The following is a 15,894-nucleotide window of genomic DNA, read 5'->3' as shown; positions in this document are numbered from 1 at the left end:
CTCAGGAACCTTTCGCTAGAGGAGAGTCCTGGTCATCGTCTCGCGCAGCACTGACACCGCTCCGGCCGGGTGCAGCAGGGTTGCGCAGTTCAGCGCGGAGGTACTCCCCCAACGCGACATCAGCCAGCACCGTCGAGGGGCCCGGGTAGGTGGCCATGAACCACTCACGGGGACGGCCAGCATCCTCCGAGCCGGTCAGCTCGGCGCGCTTCTTCTCGACCATCCACAACGGCCGGAACTGGGGCGGCTGCGGAGCGGCAGGGCGGGGCACAGCCGTCAGGCGGCGCGGAGCGCCGTCGACCGGGATCGCCCCGACCCGGTGCAGCACCAGACCGCCCAGCGACCGCACGTTCGGTGGCAGCGCGTTCCCGGCCAGCGTGTCGTGGATCCGGTCCGGGCTCCAGCCAGCCTCCAGCCGCTCGACCAGGAGCCCGACGACTCGCAGCGCGGTCGGCCCGTCGAGGGCCTGCATCGGCCTGGGGAGGCAGTCACGCAGCACGAGCCACTGCTCGGCCGTCGGCCCAGGCGGCAACGTCTCGTTCTCGTCGTTCGACACCCGACCCGACCCGACCGGCCCGTCGCCCAGCTCGTCGACCTCGGAGTCGTCGCTGGGGGGCAGGGGGGTTGGGTTGGTGGTTCTAAATGGTGGTTCTTCCTTATATGTGAGTCCCACTGGTGGGACACCCTCAGTCCCACTGGTGGGACTCACGGACTCGAACTCCCCGTGAGTCCCAAAAATGGGATTCACGGCCTCACTAGGCACTTCATCGAAGTCGGGTTCAGAGTCGATGGGCCCGTTCCCGTGAGTCTCATTTTTGGGACTCACCATCTGACTAGGCATGTTGGGCTGAGTGACCTCAGGGCGCGGACCCATCTTCCGGCGGGAACGATGCACCGAATCGGGCACGTTCAACCGGATCACGGACACGCTCATCACCGAGCCAGTACGCGAGTTCTCGCGGTACTCACGGGTGCCCATCCGGGTGATATAGCCCTGCGCTTCCAGGGATTGCAGAAGTCGGTGGACCGTGGACTTCGACTTGCACGTCATGTCCATCAACGTGTCGATCCGAGGCCAGGCCTCGTCATCATCGTTGGCGAAGTTCGCCAGCAGGAGAAGGACCAGCTTCTCCGACAACACCGGCAGCTTCACCTCCGCTGCCCAGTTCACGGCCCAGAAACTCACCCGGGTGTCCCTTCCCAGTCGAGGTTCAGCCGGACCAGCTGCCCGCGAGGATGCTCACCCAGGCGCTCCAGCGCGCCGGCGCTGGCAAGCACCGCCACCGTCGCCTGAACCTGCTCCGGGGACACGCAAGCGAACCCTGGGATCCAGCCGCTCACGTAGCCGGCCCCGTCCTCCCCCACGCATTCAGCAATCCCGAGCAGCACGAGGCGCTCAACAGGATCATCAACCTTCACCGACATCGCCCACGCAGTCGCATGCACAGCCATCAGTTGCCACCTTCCAAGAGTTGGAATCCAGGGAGCCCATCAACGAGCTCGAACCGAACCATCCCCGCGGTCTCCAGCCAGGCCAACGCCTCAGCCACCAGAACCACCGACAACCCGACGTGCGGGGCCACCTCGACCGCAGTCCCCTGCACCCAGCCATCCACGGCCAGCCCATACAGAACCGCCTGCACGCGCCTCGTGACGGCGGTAGGCACCCGATCGGTAGTCACATCGATACTCACAGCGCCACCTTCGGAACCTCGACAGGCAGCGCGTCCGCGATCCCCGTGAACATGTCCGGGATCAGCAGACGAAGCGCGAACCACTGAGACGATGCCGCCAGGAGCTGGACCAGACCGCAGTCCTCCAACTCACGCAACGCCTGCCCCACCCGGGCCGTGGAGCAGACAGCCACATCGCGCAGCACCTGAGCCGGGACGCGAACCTCATCACGATCAGAAGCGAGATGGCCAAGGGCCACCAACACCGAACGCGACACCGCATCAGGAACCTTCGCCCCCAACGCCCACGACACAGCCCACACCGACATTCCGACTACTCCCCCGGCGTCGTGGGAGAAGCTGGCTCCTGGACACCCGCGGAGCTGAGGAGATCTCCAACCCAGCCAGAGGGGACAGCCCAACGACCACTCGGGAGCTTCTTCGCTCCGGGAATCTTGCCGGTCTTGCACCAACGCGACACCGCGCGTGCGTTGCCGTCGGGCAGCAACTCCGCCACCTCGTCGGGCGACCAGAACGGCTTGGCATTTAATGCCGCTGGTGTCATCTCGTGATACTCCACGGATGGAGTATCACCTAATGCCAGTTCTGGTGTCAAAGCAACACACGTTGCACGTCTTGCACTTACAGGTACTGTTTGCCTATTCTGGCCCCATGGCACAGCATCACGAGATCGCACGCTCGAACGGCTTGACCGACGGCTACTCGATCTATGAGTCGATCGGCATCACGATTCAGAGCGCTCTGTTTCGCCGCAGACTCAGGAACAAGGATCTGGCCGAGGCGCTCGGGGTGACCCCGTCCGTAGCTGGAAAGAAGCTGCGGGGCGACGTTGCTTGGTCGCTTCAGGACGTCTTCGCGGCGGCACAATTGCTCGACGTCGACGTCGCCACCATCCTGCCTCGCAAGAAAGCAGAGAATCCCGACCAACTTCCGTTGGCCGGGATTCCCGATGTGGTAGCGGGGACAGGATTTGAACCTGTGACCTCTGGGTTATGAGCCCAGCGAGCTACCGAGCTGCTCCACCCCGCGTCGCCTGCGTTAACCTACCCGACCGCGTCCAAGCAGACAAATCGGCTCACAGATGCAGACGCTTGCGGAGCTCGTGGCGCGCCTCACGTCCGGTGGTCTGCTGCAGCGACACCAGTGTGAAGAAACTCAGTGCCCCGCAGATCAGCGACGGCAGCGGGCTGGTCACCCAGCCGAGGCCCAGGAACAGCACCGGCGTGAGCCCGAGCAACACCGTCAGGCCGCTGTAGACGATGTGATCACCGGCGTCGATGCGCATCACCGCCACCGTGATCAACAGGGCAGCGATCGAGCTGATGCACAGCATCGGCACCGCATACGTCAGCGACCACGCGCCCCAGCCCGTCAGGTAGTCCCAATACACGGCGACCAGCCCACCGAGCACCACGAAGTACACCGTGCTCTTTGCCACGTTGCTGCGTTTACGCACCATCATGATCGCCAGCAGCCACATCGCGCACACCCCGAGCCACACCGACCGGAGCGCCCCGATCCCGGCGGCCTCCCGGTCGAAGAGCAGCTGCGCGGCGAAGGAGGCCAGGATCACCAGGATCGACGTGATCGTCAGGGCCTTGAACACCCGGCGTCGGGAGAATCTGAGTGGCACCGCCGGAATCGGCCCCGGGGACTCCTCCCCCGCCAGCGAGGCCGAGCAGAGCGGGCAGCGCGACCAGTCGCCCTCGACGTCGACCCGGCATTCGGTGCAGCGCCTCATGCGTCCACCGCCGCAAGTTCGTCCTCTGTCACTCGGGCAGCCGCGACGGTGACGTCGACGCCGCTACCCGTCAGTAGCCGCGCGAACTCCCTGACGTGCCCGGTATCGCTGAACGGTGAGGTGAAGCTGACGGTGAGCAACCCGGCGTGCGACATGGCGCAGAACTGGGGTCGCGCCGCCGAGACGTGAAACAGCATCCGACCGACCCTCGACTCCGCCGGTTCCGGCAGGGCGACCCTGCCGAGGTTCGACAGCGCGACGGTCAGGCTGCGGTTGACGCCCCGGTTCACGATGCCGAGCACGAGGTCCTTGAACGGGCGGGGCAGGACCCGCAGCACGGGCATCCTTTCAAGCCGGATCAGCCTGCGCACCTTCCGCTCGAGCGCCTCCGGGGTGACCTTCGGGCGGAACTGCGCCTCCAACTGCCTGCCGATCGACCCGACGTCGTCTGCGCCCTCACCGTAGGTGTGCTCCACGCGGACGGTCGCGAAGAAGTTCCTCGGCGAGGTCGACGGGAAGAACTGCCTGAGGTTGACCGGCACCGACGCCGTCAGCGTGCGACGCGCACCGAGACCGCCCGAGGCCAGTCGGACGGCCTCGAAGAACAGCGCCGTCAGGTACATCGTCAGTTGCACACCCTCGGCACGGGCCAGCGCGAGCACCTGTCCGGCTGGCATGGTCAGTTCGACCACCCGGGTCCGGCTATCCGGGGTCAGCCTCCCCCGCACCCGGAACACCTTCGCCCCACGCGGACGTTCCTTCGCAACGTGCGTGTCTGGGGGAACCGGGGCGGGCGCGAGTGCGGGCAGTTCGCTTGACGCGACGGCCGCCCGGAAGGCGTCAGCCGAGCCTGATCGTCGACGGCGGCGGAAGTAGTGCCCGAAACTGTCGACGCTGAGGCCATGGGTCGTCGGCTCCTCGACCCTCTCGTCCATCCGCGGCGTTCCCGTGGCGCAGTACGCCTCGAGGAGGTCGGTCAGGAACCACAGCGCCCCGGTGCCGTCGGAGAGCGCGTGGAAGATCTCCAGGATGATCCGACGGCGATGGTGCATCACGCGAAACAGCAGGTTGCGTCGTCCCGGCTGGTAGATCGGCGCGCAGGTGTGCTGATCCTCGGCCGTCACAACGGGGCGCAGGTCGCTGTCTTGGAGGTAGTACCAGAACACGCCGCTGCGCAGGACGACGTGGTAGAGCGGGTACCGGTCGTAGGTCTCGTCCAAGGCGGCCTGCAGGCGTGCCGGGTCGACCTCGTGGTCGAGTTCGGCGCTCATCCGAAACACCTTCGGGTCCGAGTCGCTGCGGGCGGCCAGGAAAATGTTGGACGCATTGTCGAGGCGGACCCACGCCGGGCCGCTCATGTCGGGTCGCCGTCGAGGAAGGCGTTGATCTGCTGGTACGCCTCCCGGAGCGGCCGGGCGAACCTCGGCAGCGTGATGAAGCCGTGCAGCGCGCCGTCGATCCGGTACATCTCGACGGTGTTGCCCGCCTCTCGGAGCGCCAGGCCGTAGGCCTCACCCTCGTCACACAGGAGATCGAGTTCGGCGGTGATCAGCAGCGTCTTCGGCTGCCTGGTCAGGTCGTCGGCCATCAGCGGCGCGACGTGGGGATCGCTACGCAGCGCGGGGTCGGGCACGTAGAGCTCAAGGTAGTCGCGGACCTCGGCGTCGGTCAGGCGGTAATCGGAGCCGTGGTCGCGGACCGAGTCGAACGGGGACGTCTCGGGGTGGTGATCCCAGTTGGTGACGGGATACAGCAGGATCTGCCTGCTCGGCACCCGGTGCCCCCGCTCACGAAGCAGCAGCGAGACGACGGCGGCGAGGTTGCCCCCGGCAGAGTCCCCCACCAGGACGATCCGGCTCGCGTCGTCGACGCCCGCCCTGGCGGGATCCTCCAGCGCCAACCTGGCGACGCGGTAGCAGTCTTCCAAGCCGGCCGGGAACGGATGCTCGGGTGCCAACCGGTAGTCGACGGACGCCACGACGCAGCCCGTGAGGTCGGCGAGGGTGTCGCAGGCCGGCGTGTAGCTGTCGATGTCCCCGGTGACCCAGCCGCCGCCATGGAAGAACAGGAGCAGATCGTCTCGCCGCTTCTCCTGCGGTTGGAACACCCGCACCGGGATCTGGTGCGTCCCGTCCGCGGCGTCCAGGGCAAGGTCGGAGATCTGGTAGCGCGACGTGGGGATCGCCGCCAGTTGACGCTGTAGGCGCCGGATCTGCTCGTAGTCCTCCTGGACGTTGACACGCGGCGCGGCGAACAGCCGCATCACCGCCCTGGCAAGCCGATTCACGGGTGGGCGACGATGGATACCGGACTCGTCCATTCCGCAAGCCTAAGCCCGCGGGCAAGTTCGTCGGACTGCGACACGGAGACGGGGACGACGGCGTCGCGATTGCTTGTCGGCGGGCTTCGACGAGCGTCACGAGCGAAAGACCCGACACCAGCGACCTGACCGCGTCACCAGCACTCTGACCTCGACACCAACGAAAAGCCCCGACACCAGCACTCTGACCTCGACACCAACGAAAACCCCAGACACCAGCGGAATACAGCAGGTAACCAGCCACAACGCAGGTATCCGCGTCAGACCGCTGGTAACCGGCCCCGAATCGCACCCGGCCCCGCAGCCCCAACACCAGCCAAATCCCCCGTTACCAGCGAACACACCTCGACACCAACGAAAAGCCCCGTTACCAGCACTCTGACCTCGACACCAACGAAAAGCCCCGACACCAGCCGAATACAGCAGGTAACCAGCCACAACGCAGGTATCCGCGCCAGACCGCTGGTAACCGACCCCGGAACACCGACACCAGCTACCGAAGCTCCTCTTGTCGATACCCATCTCGGCGGCCTGACCGAGCAGTCATGAGGCCGTGCTGGGTGCCGCGACGAGTGCACCGACCGAGGATCGACCTCAACGCCGTGAGAGCATCCCGGAGCCCGCCCCATGAACTGAGCGCTGGGTCAGGACTGCTGCAGCAGTATCTCCATGAGGTCAGCTGTCCGCTCGGCCTTGGCACCTCGAAGCGCAGCGATGGTCGATGCGTCAGTCGCGCCCCGCAGCCGAGACACCGCTGACCTATGGACCTTGAGCATCGTCTCAGGTGCTTCCTCAACCAGCGTGCAGAGCATGGCGTCCGAGGTCACCCATTCGATCCCCAAAGCTTCCATCACCTCAGGCGGGAACCCCTTGCGGTCGTCGCTGCACAAGATTGTGGCGTCCGCCGCAACCGCCGCGGCAATGACATGCCGGTCATCCTCGTCGATCAGTGTGAAGTCTGCGACCGCCGCCATTGCCTCTGCGGTCAGGTCTACCTGGGAGTGTGGGAATGTGCCGTTCATGGCTCTGACCAGCCGTTCACCCGCGGCGTCGTCAAAACCCTCGACCTTATCGATCAGATGCTCGACGGCCTCGTGCAGAATCTCTCGGCTCCAGCTGACTCGAATGAGCTGATGAGCCATCGCATAAAGTACGTAGTCACGCAGGACTCGTGGGAAGAGGATGTTGGCGTCGCTCAGTACGACGCTGAGCAGGACCCGCGGTTCGGCTTCCTGCCCTCTCACTCCAGTAGACCCAATTCGTTCTGCAGGCGTGAAAGCTCCTCCATGCCTGCTTCCATGTGGAGCCGCTCTTCCTCTAGGAAGGCGTGGACGGAGGCGAGCTTGACCCTGTGGTGAGCGCCGACCTTGCGGAAGATGAGTCTGCCCTCGTCCATAAGCTTGCGGACCTGGGGCCGGGACATACCCAGCAACTCGGCGGCCTCTGCCGGGGTGACTTCAGCGTTGCGACGGGTGACGAGCACGCCTTGGCCGCGCGCCTTGGCGTCGACCAGCTGGGAGAGCCACTCGGCTGTCTCGCGGGAGACGCTGACCTTGATCTCGTCCCCGCCCTTCTCTAGGGCACGGTGCAGCGCGCCAGCGTCCCTGGTGAGCAACTCAGTCACGATCCACCTCCAGGCTATCTGCTCTATCTGAAGCAAGTGTAACAGCCGGACCCCGCGCGCCCTCCCGGCAGCACTCTCCGGTGGCCAGGGCTCAACGATGTCGACGGCGACGCCCCGAGGAGTCGCTCAGGGCCAGCCGATTCACAGACTGGCGACGACGGCGGCGCATCCCGGACTCATCAATCACGCACGCCCAAGCCAGCAGGCAAGGCGATACCTGGCACGAAGCGGGACGGTGCAATGGACAAGTGGTCCACCGCGGGCTTCAACACGCATCACCAGCGAAATCCGCCGTTACCAGCGACCTCACCTCCACACCAACGAAAACCCCCGTTACCAGCACTCTGACCTCGACACCAACGTAAAGCCCCGACACCAGCCGAATACAGCAGGTAACCAGCCATAACGCAGGTAACCGCACCACACCGCTGGTATCCGCCCCAGACCGCTGGTAACCGCCCCAGACCGCTGGTAACCGCCCCAGACCGCGGGTATCCACCCCGGACCGCTGGTAACCGCCCCGACACAACGGCCCCCACGGAGCCACCAACCAGGCATTGGCCGATCCTCGTGGCCAACGGATCAGAATCGACCAGTGGTCGATTTTCGCGGCAGAGAGCGCCCGGCTACATCCCCCACGCCCTGCCCACCCGACGCGCAAAAAGCAGAAGGTCCCGCCCTGGTTGTCCAGGACGGGACCTTCGATTTAGTAGCGGGGACAGGATTTGAACCTGTGACCTCTGGGTTATGAGCCCAGCGAGCTACCGAGCTGCTCCACCCCGCGTCGCTCTGTCTACTTTATAGGGCGTTGCCCACAGGGACAAATCGAGGTCACCGGAGCAGGCCCATCTGAGCGGCCCTTGCGACGGCGGCGGCGCGGCTGGGCACGTCCAACTTCAGGTAAATCGAGGCCAGGTGCGACTTCACCGTCCGCTCACCGATCCCAAGGCGTCGCCCGATGTCACGGGTCCTGAGCCCCTCGGCGGCGAGCAACAGCACGTCGTGCTCGCGGGGCGTCAACACGACCGTCGGCATCCCCTGCCCCTCCGTCGGCGTCTCATCCGACGGCGACGCCTCACTCAGGCGCGCGGACAGCACCCGCTCGAGCACGTCACCGGTCAACAGGCTTCGCCCCTGCGCCGCGGCCCGGATGGTGTCGAACAGTGCGTCGCGAGCGGTGTCCTTCAACAGGTAGCCGCGCGCCCCTGCGCGCAACGCCCGCAGCAACAGGTCGTCGCCGTACGTGGTCAACACGACCACCTCCGTCTGAGGGAACCTCGCCCGCACCTGCCCCGTCGCCTCGATACCGTCCAGGTGCGGCATCCGCAGGTCCATCAGCACCACATCGGGGCCGGTCGACTCAACCTGCGCGACCGCCTCCGCCCCGTCGGCGGCCTCCCCGACGACATCGAGGTCGTCGGCCGTCTCAAGCAACAGGCGCAGCCCGTCACGGACGATGGCGTGGTCGTCGGCGATCAGCACCCGGATCCTGCCCATTGCTCACCCCTTCTCAAGTGCGACCACGGTCGCTCCCGGCCGCGACGAAACGGTCAATCTGGCGCCCAGCAGGTCTGCCCGCTCCCCCATCCCTACCAGGCCGTAGTGCTCCCGGCCGACGGCGCCCGGGTCGAAGCCCACACCGTCGTCGGCAACCTCGAGCACGTAGCCGCCGGATCGCCCGACGAACCGCACGACCACGCCCGTCGCCCCCGAGTGCGCCGCCACGTTGGCAAGGGCCTCATCGAGCACCTTCAGCAGGTGCGTCGCCTCCGCCGACGGCAGGTCCGGCGCGGACTCAACGTCGATCCTGCATACGATTCCGGTCCGCGCGGCAAATGCCTCGCCCCTTGCGCGGATCTCCTCGGCCAGCGCTTCAGGCAGCCGTCGCAGGTCGTCGATCGCCTCGCGGGAAGCGGCCAGCGTCGTGCGGGCACTGGCCAGCGAACCCTCGATGATCTGACCGGCCCGTTCCACGCCTCCGCGCGACAGATACTCCGAGGCAGCCTCCAGTTGAAGCGTGATCCCCGTCAGGCCCTGTGCGAGGGTGTCGTGCAGTTCACGGGCGAGTCGTTGGCGCTCGGCAGCCAGGGTGAGCCGGGCGACCTCGTCACGCGAGGCACTCAACTCCGCCGCCAACGTTTCCGCCCGGCCACGCAACTCGGCCTCACGGTTCCACAGGACCAGCAGGACGACGAGCATCACGGAGCTCACGCCGAGGCTCACCAATGCTCCGGTGGGGCCGCCGGGCCCGCTGAACAAGAGGATCACTGCCACCGCCAGGGCGAGGTGCCCTGCTGCCAGTCCGAACCCGCGCCTCGAGTTGCCCCACACCCCGAGGCCCTCACCCGCCAGGCAGATCAGCGCGGACTCGGCGAGGCTGACGGGGACGTCGACCAGCACCCGTCCCAGCACTACGAGCACCAGCACCAGGCCGAGCTGCGCTAGCTGATAGGCCCACCACGGTTGCCGTTCGGGAGCGGTGGCGTGCCACCAGTAGCCCCCGATGTGGACGATGACCGCCGCGCCGATCGACCAGGCGGCCAGCACGTGCCCGGAACGGGCGGCGTCGACGACAGCCAGGACGCCGATCGCTCCCAGCACCGCGGTGAGCAGGACGTACATGACGTTGCGAGTCAGGAACTCGGGCACCTCGACACCCCCTTCCCGAAATCCTAACTTCCGAGGAGTCGTAGGGCCTCGTCCGAACGGACACCCATTCGGCCCCCTACACGGCCGAGGCGCGATGGGCGGCCGGTTCCTAGCCTGATCCGTGAAGACACTGAAGGAAGGTCGGTCATGAGCATCGGAATCCGTGCGCTGTTGCTGGCGGGAATCGCCCTTTGCACCATGTTCACCTGTGGCCCCTGGAACGTCCCCATCGCAGCCTGGATCGGCATGTTGCTGACGCTGAGGTACTTCCGCGACACCACCACGCCCGTGCGCGACTTCGTCGTCCTGTCGCTGCTCACCGGCGCCATCACCGCCGTCCTGTGGCAGGGCGCGGTGCCAGACATCGTCACCGCTCCCCTGCCGTCTGCGGTCCTGTTCCTGGTCATGGCGCCGCTGGGAATGCTCGCCTACGTGCTGGACCGGCTCGTCCACCGGAGGGCAGAACCACTCCGCCAGGAGCAGACCAGGCGCGGGGCGACGGTGCTCGCCAGCCTCGCGTTCCCCCTGGCCATGACGGCCTGGGACACGCTCGGGACGTCCAGCCCGGACGTCGGCACGTTCGGCTCGGCCGGATACAGCCAGGCGGGCGCGACCCCCGTCATGCAGTTGGCGGCCGTCGGCGGGCTGGCCCTGGTCACGTTCACGGTGGCTTGGACGGCGAGCCTGGCGAACCTGCTGTGGGAGCGTCGCCCGGAGCGGCCCGTGTCGGCGCTCGTGTCGTTGGGAGTGGTCGGCGCGGCGCTCGTCGTCGGTGGGGTCCGGTCCGCGGGTTCGGCCGACGAGACCGTCCGGGTCGGTGGCGTCTCGCTCGGCAACGACGTGCTTCCGGCGGCGCTGGCCGCCTACCAGGCCGACGACGGGTTCGACGCCCGGGTCGCCGAGGCACACGCCTACCTGATCGAGAACGCCGTCCGGCTGGCCGAAGATGACGTTCAGGTGGTCGTGTTCTCCGAGGCCGCCGGGTTCGGCACGGCCACCGACATCGACCTGCTGCGGCTCGACCTCGGCGAGGTGGCCAGCACGCACGGGGTCTGGATCGCGCTCCCGACGCTGGTGCTGGGCGGTGAGGGCCCGGCCGTCAACCAAGTGGAGATCATCGACCCGACCGGGCAGGTGGTGCTCACACACGTCAAGTACGGCGGGAACGCGTTCGAGGGCACCCTCCGCGGAGACCAGGACATCCCGTTCGTCGACACCCCGTTCGGCCGCCTAGCCGCGGTGATCTGCTGGGACGCCGACTTCCCGGGCATCGTCGCCCAGGTCGGGCGCGATGACGTCGATCTGCTCCTGGTGCCGGCCAACGACTGGGCCGAGGTGAGGGCAATCCACTCCGACATGAGCACCTTCCGGGCGGTCGAGAACGGCACCGCAGTGTTCCGCCAGACCAGCTCGGGGGTCACGCTCGCGGTCGACGCCTACGGCCGGGTCCTTGATCGGGTCGACTCGTTCTCGGATGCCTCTGGCGCCCCTGGTGAGTTGATCGTTGACCTACCACTGCACGACCCGCCCGTGGCGTTCCCCACGGTCCAGAACCTGGTGGGGCTGATCTCCCAGGTCGGCACGCTCGGGTTCATCGTCTGGCTGGTCGTGGCACGATTGCGGCACGGTCGCACCGGGCGCGGCTCCCCCAGTCGGGACTCCGCCCGGGCCGACGGGCCGGAGCTTGAGCCGTCCGGGCGTCGGGGCTGAGCGTCCCGGTGCCGGTCAAGGTCGGGTTGGAGGGGTCCGGGTGTGCGCCGGGTCGCGTTCGAGGATGTCGCCGAGCACGCCGTCGATGCGCGCCAGCAGTTCGTCAGGGATCTCGACGCCGCTGGCCGATACGTTCTCGGCGATCTGCTCCGGGCGCGAGGCCCCGATGATCGCCGCGGCGACGTTGCGGTTCTGCAGCACCCACGCCACGGCGAGCTGCGCCATGGTGAGGCCCAGTTCGTCGGCGATGGGCCGGAGGCCCTGGACCCGGGTGAGGACGTCGTCGTTCATGAACCGGCCGATCATCTGCTGGCCGCCCTTGGTGTCGGTCGCCCGCGACCCGGCAGGTGCCGGCTGCCCTGGCAGGTACTTGCCGGTGAGCACGCCTTGCGCGACCGGGGACCAGACGATCTGGGACAGGCCGACCTCCTCGCACGTCGGGACGACCTGATCCTCGATGACGCGCCACAGCATCGAGTACTGGGGTTGGTTGGAGATCAGCTGGAAGTTGAGGTCTTTGGCCATGGCAGCGGCCGCACGGATCCGGTCGGCGGGCCATTCGGACACGCCGATGTAGAGCGCCTTGCCTTGGCGCACGACGTCGGCGAACGCCGTCATCGTCTCCTCAAGCGGCGTTTCCACGTCGTAGCGGTGGGCCTGGTAGAGGTCGACGTAGTCGGTGTCGAGTCGGCGCAGCGACCCGTTGATCGACTCCATGATGTGCTTTCGGGAAAGGCCTGCGTCGTTGGGGCCCTTCGGGCCGGTCGCGAAGTAGACCTTGGTGAAGATCTCGAGCGATTCACGCCTCGTCCCGCGCAATGCCTCCCCCAGCACCGATTCGGCGGCGGTGTTGGCGTACACGTCGGCGGTGTCAAACGAGGTGATACCGACGTCGAGGGCGGCCCGCACGCACGCGATCGCGGCCTCGTTCTCGACCTGGGAGCCATGGGTCAACCAGTTGCCGTAGGTGATTTCGGTGATCTTGAGGCCGGAGTTTCCGAGGTAGCGGTACTTCACGACGTCGAGACTACCCCGACCCGTCGAGCCCGCCCCGGCGTCGATCGGGGCCGGTCGCCTCGAACCAGCCCGGCGCCGCCCCGTCCGGACCCGAAAATGAGCAGGATCCACCACTCAAACCAACCCCAGCCGCATCGTCAGCAGACAACACTCCCAAGCCGACAATGAGAGTCAAATCCTGCTCAAACCAGCACCCAACCCCGCCCGCCCCGTCCGGACTCGAAAATGAGCAGGATCCACCACTCAAACCAGCCCCAGCCGCATCGTCAGCAGACAACGCACCCAAGCCCACAATGAGAGTCAAATCCTGCTCAAACCCGCCCCCAACCCCGCCCCGGACCACGTCCCGCTTCCCCTACTCCTGACGGTGGGACCGCACAGACGATAGGGTCTCGTCCCATGACCGCGGCGCGACTCCACTACGAATTGGCCAGGCACCGCCTCACAAGCGGCATGGAGGTCGTCGTCGCCCCAGACGCCGACGCCCCCGGCGTGACCGTGAACCTGTGGGTCGAGGTCGGCTCCGCAGACGAACAACCAGGGGGGACGGGGTTCGCCCACCTCTTCGAGCACCTCATGTTCCAGGGATCCGCCAACGTCGCCTCGGGCGAGCACATGGCCATCGTCGAGTCCCTCGGCGGCACCGTCAACGCGACAACCTCAAACGACCGCACCAACTACTTCGAGACGGTGCCCCGCGGCGCCCTCGACCTTGCGCTGTGGCTCGAGGCCGACCGCTTCTCCAGCCTCGCCATCACAGCAGAGAACTTCGACACCCAGCGCCAGGTGGTCAAGGAGGAGAAGCGGCAGCGCTACGACAACCAGCCCTACGGCGACCTTCTCGAACTGCTACTCGAGCAACACTTCCAGGCAGGGCATCCCTACCGGCACCTCACCATCGGCTCAATGCAGGACCTCGACGGCGCCTCCCTCGACGACGTCGCCTCCTTCTTCAACGCCTGGTACCCCGCCAGCAACGTACGCCTTGTGCTGTGCGGGCCGCTCCAGCCCGACGAAGGGTTCGAGCTGGCCGAGAGACATTTCGGCCAGCAACCCGCCGTCGCGAAACCCCACCGCGCACCGGTCCCGACAGCGCAACCCACCGCCGAACGCCTCATGCGCCTGACCCGACCCGTGCCGCACTCGCTCACCTACCTGTCTTGGGGCGCGCCCACAGCGTCGGCCGCCGATCAACCGGCTCTGAGCCTGGCGCTGGCCGTCCTCGCCGACGGCAACGCGTCGCGGCTGCACCGAGCGCTGGTGCGCAATTCGGACATCGCCAACGAGGTCCACAGCACCCTTCTGCCCAACCGGTCGACATCTTCGGTCGCGGCGATCCTCGGCCGCCCGTCCGACGGGATCGCCGTCGATGCGCTGAGCGATGCCCTGCTCGGCGAGGTCGCACGTTTCATCGAGGCGGGGCCGACCGAGGAGGAGTTGGCCCGCGCCGTCGCGCAGTACGAGCGGGACTGGCTGTGGGATCTGGCGACCACTGCGGGTCGCGCCGACGCGATAAACGAGGCGTGGCTCGTCCACGGCGACCCAGGCCGCGTCAATACGCACCTGGCCGAGGTGCTTTCGGTCGATCCTGACGATGTCCGGAAGGCGGCGGCGACCTGGCTTTCGCCCGAGGACGCCCACGAACTCCACTACCTGGCAGAGGATCTGCGATGAGCCGCCCCGAAGTCACTCTCGCGACGCCGTGGCAGTTCCCGGCCCCGACGATCCTGCGGTTGCCGAACGGGCTGAGCGTCTGGCACTTCCACATGCCGGGGCAGCACATCGCCACGTTCGAACTGGTGTTCCCGGTGCCGCTGAGCGATGAGCCCCGCGACCTGGAGGGCCTGGCGAGCGTCGCCCTGCACGCCGTCGACGAGGGGACCGTCGAGCACCCTGACGGTCGGATCTCCGAGCTTCTGGAATTGAACGGTACGACGCTGCATGGGACGGCGAGGTATCCGTACACCACGTTCGGTGGCCAGTCGCCGTCACGGAGGCTGAACGACGTGCTGCCGTTGTTCACCGAGGTTCTCCGAAGCCCCGCATACGCCGAGCGGGACGTCGCACACCACGTCGAGGCGCAGGAGGCGGGGTTCGACTCGACGCTCGCCTCACCCGGCGCGGCCAATCGGCTGGCGCTCCGTCGGGCACTGTTCGGCCCCGACCATCGCGATGGTCGGCCCGCCGGCGGCACCCCTGCAACGCTCGCGGCGATCGGGGCGACGGATGTCCGTGCGTGGCACCATGCCCATTTCGGCCCGGAGCGGGCGACCCTGCTGATCGCAGGCGCGGTCAACTCCGACGAGATCGTGGAGCACTTCGCCCCCTGGACCACGTCGACGACCCGGCACGCGGCCGCCGAGTGCGTCCCCGAGCAGCGCCGCAGGGTGTTGGTGATCGACCAGCCCGGCGCCGTTCAAGCGACGGTGACCATCGGGCAGCGCACCGTGACAAGGGATGACCCCCGTTGGGCTGCGCTGCGGCTGGCGGGCCATGCGGTGGTCGGCGCGTTCGCGAGCCGACTGAACCTGGAGCTGCGAGAGCGCCTCGGCTACACCTACGGCATCAACGGCGGGTTCGCGCCGGGGATGAGTGAGGGCCAGTTCACCGTCGGCGGGAGTGTGCGCAACGAGGTGGCGGGTGACGCCGTCGAACGGTTGCTCGAAGGCATGGCGCTGGCGACCGATCTGACGGAGGCAGAGGTCGACGACGCGCGCCGGTTCCTGATCGGGGTCGCCCCGCTGGCCAACGAGACGTCGGCCGACATTGTGGCGCAGGCGTCGTCGCTGGCCGCTGCGGGGCTCACGCCAGACTATCTGCCGCACCATTTCGAGGCGCTCGGGCAGGTTTCTGCGGGGGAGGCGACGGAGGCGTTCCGGAAGTTGGTCGGCCCTGAGCGCGCGAGCATCGCCGTCACCGGGGACGCCTCGACGCTGATGCCGGAGTTGGAGCGCCGGGGTCTCTCCCCCGAGGTCGTCGACCTGAGTCGTTGGTGAGCGCCGGTTGAGTCGCCTCGTGAGGAACGAAGAGGCGTGACGACCACATGGCACACGGTGCAGAATCCCGACCACAGCATCTTTGGGAAAGGTCCCCGAACACGTCACGATGGTTTCGACACGGTCCCCGGCGCTCCGCGCGG

Annotated in this window: 16 protein-coding genes and 2 tRNA genes; 4 read left to right on the top strand and 14 right to left on the bottom strand. The window is 67.2% G+C overall.

The features are described 5' to 3' along the window. Nucleotide 1 precedes the first annotated feature (1 nt). Genes BUC15_RS12795 through BUC15_RS12780 form a run of 4 tightly spaced genes read right to left on the bottom strand, consistent with a single transcriptional unit; the run spans nucleotide 2 to nucleotide 2,002 of the window. Complete coding sequence (locus BUC15_RS12795) at nucleotides 2-1,186, bottom strand: helix-turn-helix domain-containing protein (RefSeq protein ID WP_073188915.1); 1,185 nt, start codon at nucleotides 1,184-1,186, stop codon at nucleotides 2-4. Continuing rightward, on the bottom strand, nucleotides 1,183-1,452 hold the full coding sequence (locus BUC15_RS12790) for a hypothetical protein (RefSeq protein WP_073188913.1): 270 nt from the start codon (nucleotides 1,450-1,452) through the stop codon (nucleotides 1,183-1,185). The genes BUC15_RS12795 and BUC15_RS12790 overlap by 4 nt, the downstream gene beginning before the upstream one ends. Then, nucleotides 1,452-1,694, bottom strand: coding sequence for a hypothetical protein (locus tag BUC15_RS12785; RefSeq protein WP_073188911.1), 243 nt, complete (start codon nucleotides 1,692-1,694; stop codon nucleotides 1,452-1,454). The genes BUC15_RS12790 and BUC15_RS12785 overlap by 1 nt, the downstream gene beginning before the upstream one ends. Continuing rightward, on the bottom strand, nucleotides 1,691-2,002 hold the full coding sequence (locus BUC15_RS12780; protein WP_073188909.1) for a hypothetical protein: 312 nt from the start codon (nucleotides 2,000-2,002) through the stop codon (nucleotides 1,691-1,693). Before BUC15_RS12780 ends, BUC15_RS12785 begins: the two co-directional genes overlap by 4 nt. A 220-nt stretch (nucleotides 2,003-2,222) precedes the next feature. Here BUC15_RS12780 and BUC15_RS12770 point away from each other — a divergent pair, with 220 nt between their 5' ends. Continuing rightward, nucleotides 2,223-2,690 (top strand): helix-turn-helix domain-containing protein, encoded by a 468-nt coding sequence (locus tag BUC15_RS12770; RefSeq protein WP_342741734.1) that lies wholly within the window; start codon nucleotides 2,223-2,225, stop codon nucleotides 2,688-2,690. Here BUC15_RS12770 and BUC15_RS12765 read toward each other — a convergent pair. The 9 genes from BUC15_RS12765 to BUC15_RS12725 all read right to left on the bottom strand — a co-directional run bounded on the left by BUC15_RS12765 (nucleotide 2,647) and on the right by BUC15_RS12725 (nucleotide 10,028). Further along, nucleotides 2,647-2,723, bottom strand: a tRNA-Met gene (locus tag BUC15_RS12765). The two genes, BUC15_RS12770 and BUC15_RS12765, sit on opposite strands and share 44 nt — an antisense overlap. Nucleotides 2,724-2,769: 46 nt before the next feature. Next, on the bottom strand, nucleotides 2,770-3,435 hold the full coding sequence (locus BUC15_RS12760) for a DUF6320 domain-containing protein (protein WP_073188907.1): 666 nt from the start codon (nucleotides 3,433-3,435) through the stop codon (nucleotides 2,770-2,772). Then, on the bottom strand, nucleotides 3,432-4,793 hold the full coding sequence (locus tag BUC15_RS12755) for a condensation domain-containing protein (protein WP_073188905.1): 1,362 nt from the start codon (nucleotides 4,791-4,793) through the stop codon (nucleotides 3,432-3,434). The genes BUC15_RS12760 and BUC15_RS12755 overlap by 4 nt, the downstream gene beginning before the upstream one ends. Next, nucleotides 4,790-5,755 carry an alpha/beta hydrolase gene (locus BUC15_RS12750; RefSeq protein ID WP_073188903.1) on the bottom strand — a complete coding sequence of 322 codons (966 nt, stop codon included), beginning with the start codon at nucleotides 5,753-5,755 and terminating at the stop codon, nucleotides 4,790-4,792. The genes BUC15_RS12755 and BUC15_RS12750 overlap by 4 nt, the downstream gene beginning before the upstream one ends. A 644-nt stretch (nucleotides 5,756-6,399) precedes the next feature. Then, complete coding sequence (locus BUC15_RS12745) at nucleotides 6,400-6,999, bottom strand: PIN domain-containing protein (protein ID WP_073188901.1); 600 nt, start codon at nucleotides 6,997-6,999, stop codon at nucleotides 6,400-6,402. Beyond that, nucleotides 6,996-7,379: a helix-turn-helix domain-containing protein gene (locus BUC15_RS12740; RefSeq protein WP_139280255.1), complete on the bottom strand. Its 384-nt coding sequence runs from the start codon at nucleotides 7,377-7,379 to the stop codon at nucleotides 6,996-6,998. Before BUC15_RS12740 ends, BUC15_RS12745 begins: the two co-directional genes overlap by 4 nt. A 710-nt stretch (nucleotides 7,380-8,089) precedes the next feature. Beyond that, nucleotides 8,090-8,163: transfer RNA gene (locus tag BUC15_RS12735), tRNA-Met, on the bottom strand. Between the two features lie 47 nt (nucleotides 8,164-8,210). Then, nucleotides 8,211-8,876, bottom strand: a complete 666-nt coding sequence (locus BUC15_RS12730) for a response regulator transcription factor (protein WP_073188878.1) — start codon at nucleotides 8,874-8,876, stop codon at nucleotides 8,211-8,213. A 3-nt stretch (nucleotides 8,877-8,879) separates the two neighbouring features. Beyond that, complete coding sequence (locus BUC15_RS12725; RefSeq protein ID WP_073188876.1) at nucleotides 8,880-10,028, bottom strand: sensor histidine kinase; 1,149 nt, start codon at nucleotides 10,026-10,028, stop codon at nucleotides 8,880-8,882. A gap of 147 nt (nucleotides 10,029-10,175) precedes the next feature. Here BUC15_RS12725 and BUC15_RS12720 point away from each other — a divergent pair, with 147 nt between their 5' ends. After that, on the top strand, nucleotides 10,176-11,738 hold the full coding sequence (locus BUC15_RS12720) for a nitrilase-related carbon-nitrogen hydrolase (RefSeq protein WP_073188874.1): 1,563 nt from the start codon (nucleotides 10,176-10,178) through the stop codon (nucleotides 11,736-11,738). 15 nt (nucleotides 11,739-11,753) lie between these two features. Here BUC15_RS12720 and BUC15_RS12715 read toward each other — a convergent pair whose 3' ends face one another. Beyond that, nucleotides 11,754-12,755: an aldo/keto reductase family protein gene (locus tag BUC15_RS12715; protein ID WP_073188872.1), complete on the bottom strand. Its 1,002-nt coding sequence runs from the start codon at nucleotides 12,753-12,755 to the stop codon at nucleotides 11,754-11,756. 399 nt (nucleotides 12,756-13,154) lie between these two features. Between BUC15_RS12715 and BUC15_RS12710 the strand changes: the two genes are divergently transcribed. Both BUC15_RS12710 and BUC15_RS12705 read left to right on the top strand, forming a co-directional pair. Beyond that, on the top strand, nucleotides 13,155-14,429 hold the full coding sequence (locus BUC15_RS12710; protein ID WP_073188870.1) for a M16 family metallopeptidase: 1,275 nt from the start codon (nucleotides 13,155-13,157) through the stop codon (nucleotides 14,427-14,429). Further along, a complete protein-coding gene (locus BUC15_RS12705) occupies nucleotides 14,426-15,751 on the top strand; it encodes a M16 family metallopeptidase (protein ID WP_073188868.1) in 1,326 nt (441 codons plus the stop codon). Before BUC15_RS12710 ends, BUC15_RS12705 begins: the two co-directional genes overlap by 4 nt. The last annotated feature ends 143 nt before the right edge of the window (nucleotides 15,752-15,894 follow it).

The organism is Tessaracoccus bendigoensis DSM 12906 (assembly GCF_900141915.1).
Lineage (GTDB): Bacteria > Actinomycetota > Actinomycetes > Propionibacteriales > Propionibacteriaceae > Arachnia > Arachnia bendigoensis.
This window is presented reverse-complemented; position numbering and strand designations above follow the sequence as displayed.

Coding starts and splice junctions, on each gene's coding strand:
- BUC15_RS12790 (WP_073188913.1), bottom strand. CDS start 1,452: ATGGCTGTGCATGCGACTGCGTGGGCGATGTCGGTGAAGGTTGATGAT.
- BUC15_RS12780 (WP_073188909.1), bottom strand. CDS start 2,002: ATGTCGGTGTGGGCTGTGTCGTGGGCGTTGGGGGCGAAGGTTCCTGAT.
- BUC15_RS12770 (WP_342741734.1), top strand. CDS start 2,223: ATGCCGCTGGTGTCATCTCGTGATACTCCACGGATGGAGTATCACCTA.
- BUC15_RS12760 (WP_073188907.1), bottom strand. CDS start 3,435: ATGAGGCGCTGCACCGAATGCCGGGTCGACGTCGAGGGCGACTGGTCG.
- BUC15_RS12755 (WP_073188905.1), bottom strand. CDS start 4,793: ATGAGCGGCCCGGCGTGGGTCCGCCTCGACAATGCGTCCAACATTTTC.
- BUC15_RS12750 (WP_073188903.1), bottom strand. CDS start 5,755: ATGGACGAGTCCGGTATCCATCGTCGCCCACCCGTGAATCGGCTTGCC.
- BUC15_RS12730 (WP_073188878.1), bottom strand. CDS start 8,876: ATGGGCAGGATCCGGGTGCTGATCGCCGACGACCACGCCATCGTCCGT.
- BUC15_RS12720 (WP_073188874.1), top strand. CDS start 10,176: ATGAGCATCGGAATCCGTGCGCTGTTGCTGGCGGGAATCGCCCTTTGC.
- BUC15_RS12710 (WP_073188870.1), top strand. CDS start 13,155: ATGACCGCGGCGCGACTCCACTACGAATTGGCCAGGCACCGCCTCACA.
- BUC15_RS12705 (WP_073188868.1), top strand. CDS start 14,426: ATGAGCCGCCCCGAAGTCACTCTCGCGACGCCGTGGCAGTTCCCGGCC.